This window comes from Halorubrum sp. FL23 (genome assembly GCF_052439115.2).
Lineage (GTDB): Archaea > Halobacteriota > Halobacteria > Halobacteriales > Haloferacaceae > Halorubrum > Halorubrum persicum.
On sequence record NZ_JBQVRO020000041.1, the window covers coordinates 1 to 5,098 of the forward strand.

Sequence of the window (5,098 nt, forward strand, 5' to 3'; positions counted from 1 at the left end):
TCTTGCAGGGTCGCTGAGCTCATCCACCTCAGCATTCACCCTGCTCTTTGGTGTGCTACTCGTTCTATGACACCCTCCAGAAAGTGGTACAGAGATATCGGTTTCATCTGGTCGGTTAAATGTTCGAGCAAGCTTGATAACCACCTGTGTTTCTGTCGTTGCTTGCGTACAGTCGATATATGCACGATTAAGTCTCGTATCCTGCTCGTGAGCGAAGTTTTCAGCACTTTGAGTGACGTGCTTGGCAACGAGACTTTTTCCCGTCCCCGTCTTTCCGTAGATCAGGGTATTTCTAGGCTTCCCACCTCTGATTGCGGGATGAATACTGTTGGCAAGGTTCGATATTTCATCCTCGCGACCAATAATACGCTCTTCATTTGGAATATGCTCGATGTCGAGAAGTTCTTTATCAGCAAAAACTGGATCGTCGCTTTCCCAAATTGCTGTGAGTGAACTCTGCTTCTCGTTACTCATTTGAATAGTCGACCTCCAAACGTCCGCCTCATGTTACACACGACGGTCGGTGAAGTATATAAAACTATGTCTCAATCACACACCACCCGTCGAGTGTAAATGCTGAAATACACGGTTAATAGAGTCTAAAAAAGAGGAATAGCAGAGTGTACTTCGAGATGAGGAGATATCAGTTCTCTCCCCGGGCGTCGAGTGTAACATCGATGGGTTCGCATTGATTTTGATTGTTGAGCGAAGACACACACCCCGGGTGTCGAGTGTAAACTGATGAAACGATAGGTTGGTACTCGGGAGTTTATGATACATGTGGGGCTGTCAGATGCTATATTCCCGGTTGAAAACTCTTCAGTCCGTGTTTTGTAGTAGTCTCACTACTACTATCTATAAACCATTTATATATTTTATTATATAGGAAATAGAAGAAGTGACATTAGGTGTTACAAGCTGTTATAGACAGTTATAGGCAGCAAAGATGTTTTCTTTATAAGCAGAAACAAAGCGAAGACGACGAGCTATCTCGACGGCCTGTTAGCTGATTAATATCTATCATTGAATCAGTATCTGAGCTGTTTACAGTCTGTATCTCCGTGTTATTCGCATTACTCTATCCTCTAGCCAACGGTTAGCCGGGCTCAGACAGCCACCGTGAGCCATTTACACTCGACACCCGGGGTGTGTGTGGTACCGTCTACAATCCGTGAAGTTGGAGAAGGCGGCTACGATCGATCCATCTAGGACTCGTCGTCGGTCGGTAGCCGTTCAGCAAGTCGGTCAAACCGTGACTGTGCCCGGTCTTTTCGGGTGCGTGTTGTTTCGGCGTCGTACTCTAGCTCCTGAATCGCTCCGCTATCATCCCTCGTTATCTGGAAGACCGCATCGACGTGATCCCCACCTGCTGGGAGGTCGTCCCGATCGATACCCTGTTCGTCGACGACGTCGCCGTCCTGTTCGAGCAGGACCACTGCGATATCGTCCTCAAACCGGTCGATAACGCCGACGAAGTGTGTCGTCATGAGTACGATTCCTCGGTGACGACTGTTCCTGACCCGTCCGTGAGAATAACTGTATCCCCACCATTGTTCCAGACCGCCGACGACCGACCCCAGTAGAGGTCAGTCGCTGTGTCCGTGCCACGTCCTGTGTGAACCACGACCTGCGCTCCAGCGGTGAGCTCGACGCCACGTGGGATCGTGTAGGTGTGATCGGCACTATCCGACACGGTCCACCCAGACAGATCGAGTGTCGTCTGCCCCGTGTTTTCGAGAACGACATATTCGTCGTTCAGATTCTCGTTGTCGTTTCCATCGGCGTCGGCGTGGATCTCGGCGATCGAGAGTGACGTATTCGTATCGCCTGCCGTGGAGTCATTTGCCTCCGGTGTGGAGCTATCGGATGCGTCGTCGTCGGGCGTCACCGGCGCAGCCGTTCCAGACGTCGGAATTACGACCCGATCGGTGAAGCCGGCATCAGCAGCAGTCGATATCGGCTCGCCGTCTCGAAGCGCAACCGCGTCCGTCGGCGCGTCCCGCTGCGTCGCGACCCTGATTGCCGATCCGTTACTGGTCAAGCGAACGTTCCCATGTGTCCCGGTCCAGAACGTCGGCACCGATCGCTGATCGAGGCGCGTGAGCACTTCCTCATGAGGGTGTCCGTACTGAGAGTCGTACGCGCTCGACACGACCGCAACGCGTGGCGAAGCCGTCTCGAGGAACGATTCACTCGTGCTCGACCGACTCCCGTGGTGGCCCACGGCGAGGACGGTCGCGTTCAGTTCATGACCGTACGTCTCGACGAGGTATTCCTCGCTCTCCGTCTCGCCGTCACCGGGCAGCAGGAAGCTGGAGTTGCCGTACTGGAGATGGAGCACGAGGCTGTTCTCGTTGCGATCGCCGTTCGCGAGGTATCCCTCGGGTGGTGCAAGCACCTGCGCGTCGACGCCCTCGACGTCGATCGTGTCGCCGGCGTACGTCTGATACAGGGTCACGTCGTGGTTCTCGATCGCATCAAGGTACGACTCATAGGTCGCCGAGCTCGACGCGATTCCGGGGTCGTACACCGCGCCGACGCCGTCGCCGGTCGTTTCAAAGTGGTCGATGATCGCCGCGTGTCCACCAATATGGTCGGCATCCGCGTGTGAGGTGACGAGGTGGTCGATTCGGGTGATGTCTTTCGCTTCGAGGAAGTTGATCACGCCCTCGCCGTCATCCCGCCAGTCGCCGGAGTCGATAAGGATCGTCTCGCCGGTCGGCCCGATGATGAGTGTGCTTGAGCCTTGCCCGACGTTCAACATGTAGACCGTGAGCTCACCGTCCGGCGTCGTGACGTTCGTCTCACTCCCGACGTCGCCGTCCGTGTCGATCGTCGGTCCTTGCCCCCCACCGTCGTCGACGACGCCCGCACAGCCTGCGAGAACCACGAGTATACCGACCGCCACCAGTCCAAGACACCGTCTCCGAGACATACCGTTGTGTCACCAACTGTCGAGTTAGTCTTACCCCTTGTAGGTGGCTCTCGAACGGCTGTACAAAGCACCGTCGCTAGTGGTTTTTCACGGCGGGTGAGGAAGTCGCTGGTCACATCGAGATGAGGAGATGTCCCACAATTCTGCCGGTAGGGGAAGCTTTCTTTCCGCGGACCGGTGCGATGTTCGTATGAGCGTCAGTGGTGGAATTTCGCGGGCGGCACAGGTTGCGAGCAAGTACTTCGTCGTCTGGGTGATCGCGGCGGCGGGCATCGCGCTCGTCTACCCGACCTCGTTCGTCCCGGTGCTGGACTACGTCAACCCCTTACTCGGAATCATCATGCTCGGGATGGGGTTGACCCTCCAGCCCGAGGACTTCCAGCGGCTCGTCGAGCGCCCCGGTGATGTCGGCATCGGCGCGGTCACGCAGTGGCTGGTGATGCCGTTGGCGGCGTACGCACTCTACCTCCTCTTCGACCTGCCGGACGCAATCGGTGTCGGGCTCATCCTCGTCGGCGCGGCGCCCGGCGGCACGGCGTCGAACGTGATGACGTACCTCGGCCGTGGTGATGTTGCACTCTCCGTTGCCATCACGACGGTGACGACGCTTGCGGCACCCATCGTGATGCCTGCGTGGACGCTGTTCATCCTCGGAGAGAGCATCGACGTGACGTTCATGCAGATGTTCACCAGCATCGTCCAGATCGTCATCATCCCGGTCTTGCTCGGGTTCGGGATTCGGTACGTCCTTGACCGCTACTCGCCGAAGGCCGCGGAGGTCGGCGTCGATGTCTTCCCTGTGATCAGCGTCGCCGCCATCGTCGCCATCGTTGCGGGGGTCGTCGGTGCGAACGTCGACAACATCCTTACTGCGGGCGCGCTCGTGCTGGCGGCAGTTGTCCTCCACAACGGCATCGGCCTCGGTGCAGGCTACGGCGTTGGCCGCGCGTTCGGCATGTCCCCGGACCGCGTCCGGACGACTGCCTTCGAGGTCGGCCTCCAGAACAGCGGCCTCGCGGTAGCGCTCGCGGCGTCGCTGTTCGATCCAGCTGCCGCGCTCATCCCCGCGCTGTTCAGCGTCTGGCACAACGTTAGTGGCCCCGCGCTCGCGAGCTACTTCACATGGAGCGACGACCGGGCCGCTAACGGTCCTGTAACGGCGGATTGATCGCTGCTGGCGAGTGATCGGATATCCAAACAACGGCTGGCATCTTCTATGAGGTGTCTTTGTTGAAATCCTATTCTTCAGACATTTTCTTAACTGAAACAGCTAGTCGTTGAAGAGTGCGAATTGGTCGGCTCTATTGAAGTCTTCTTCCTCAGTCATATTCTTCGCAGGAACAGATGGTTACAAAGAGCCGTACTCATCTAGTTAGTTGACCCCGCCATCGTCGTGACTATTTCACGAGGAGGACATTTATATCGCTGTATTGAGGATTTGCTGTTATGCGTTATCGATCCCTCCTCATTGGTGAATCTCCTTTTTTTATCTATACACTCATGGCAACAGCCCTCCTACTGGCTATCTTTTCTCTTGGGTTCAGCGTGGGCGTTGAGTTCGCGTCTGGCACGCTCCTCACGCTGTGTATGTCTACGGTCGCGCTGTATGCTGGAGTCAAGTGCGGTGGATTGTTGATAGCACAGGTTTCCGTCTTCTCTGCTATCTTCTGGCGCGCTGTGTTTCCACCTCTTCTCGGATACCTTCGGTGGGATGACTCTTCCCAGTACCGTACCATCAGAAGTGTAGATATTTACCTAGGGCCAGAAGGAGAACTTATGTGGGGTATTGAAGCTGGCATTCAGTATGGAATTCTTGCCGGAGTCTTCCTTGGTAGTGCTGCCTACGGTATCGGCGCACTATACCGACAACTCCGGCGCGACGATCCATCCACCTATCCGGGCATTATATAACAACTATTCCGGTGGTGATGTGACGTATATACCCAGTACTAACCGATCTACAGACAATACTTCCGGGGTTGTGCGGCTGAATCAACCGCAAGATCGCGCTTGCGTATTGAATCCGGTCACAGAGTACTTGTCCATTTTGGAATTTTATTTCTCCCGAAAACACTTATTCTCAACTACTGTATCCTGAATTAGTGAAACGACGCTCATTCTTACTCGGATCTACAGGGATTGCCGGTTTATCCGGGTGTCTCG

Annotated in this window: 5 protein-coding genes; 2 read left to right on the top strand and 3 right to left on the bottom strand. The window is 55.5% G+C overall.

Annotated features, from left to right (window positions below; genetic code table 11):
* The 3 genes from ACT4MF_RS18655 to ACT4MF_RS18665 all read right to left on the bottom strand — a co-directional run.
* Window positions 1-474, bottom strand: a 474-nt coding sequence (locus ACT4MF_RS18655; protein ID WP_444683771.1) for an AAA family ATPase, incomplete at its 3' end; no start/stop codon positions are given.
* A 731-nt stretch (window positions 475-1,205) separates the two neighbouring features.
* Complete coding sequence (locus tag ACT4MF_RS18660; protein ID WP_444683770.1) at window positions 1,206-1,487, bottom strand: DUF3006 domain-containing protein; 282 nt, start codon at window positions 1,485-1,487, stop codon at window positions 1,206-1,208.
* The gene (locus tag ACT4MF_RS18665) at window positions 1,484-2,935 is read right to left on the bottom strand and encodes a lamin tail domain-containing protein (RefSeq protein ID WP_444683769.1); all 1,452 of its coding nucleotides are present in this window, start codon (window positions 2,933-2,935) and stop codon (window positions 1,484-1,486) included. The genes ACT4MF_RS18660 and ACT4MF_RS18665 overlap by 4 nt, the downstream gene beginning before the upstream one ends.
* A gap of 190 nt (window positions 2,936-3,125) precedes the next feature.
* Here ACT4MF_RS18665 and ACT4MF_RS18670 point away from each other — a divergent pair, with 190 nt between their 5' ends.
* Together ACT4MF_RS18670 and ACT4MF_RS18675 are read left to right on the top strand one after the other, a co-directional pair.
* On the top strand, window positions 3,126-4,103 hold the full coding sequence (locus ACT4MF_RS18670; protein ID WP_444683768.1) for a bile acid:sodium symporter family protein: 978 nt from the start codon (window positions 3,126-3,128) through the stop codon (window positions 4,101-4,103).
* Between the two features lie 278 nt (window positions 4,104-4,381).
* Window positions 4,382-4,846 (top strand): hypothetical protein, encoded by a 465-nt coding sequence (locus tag ACT4MF_RS18675; protein WP_256419332.1) that lies wholly within the window; start codon window positions 4,382-4,384, stop codon window positions 4,844-4,846.
* The last annotated feature ends 252 nt before the right edge of the window (window positions 4,847-5,098 follow it).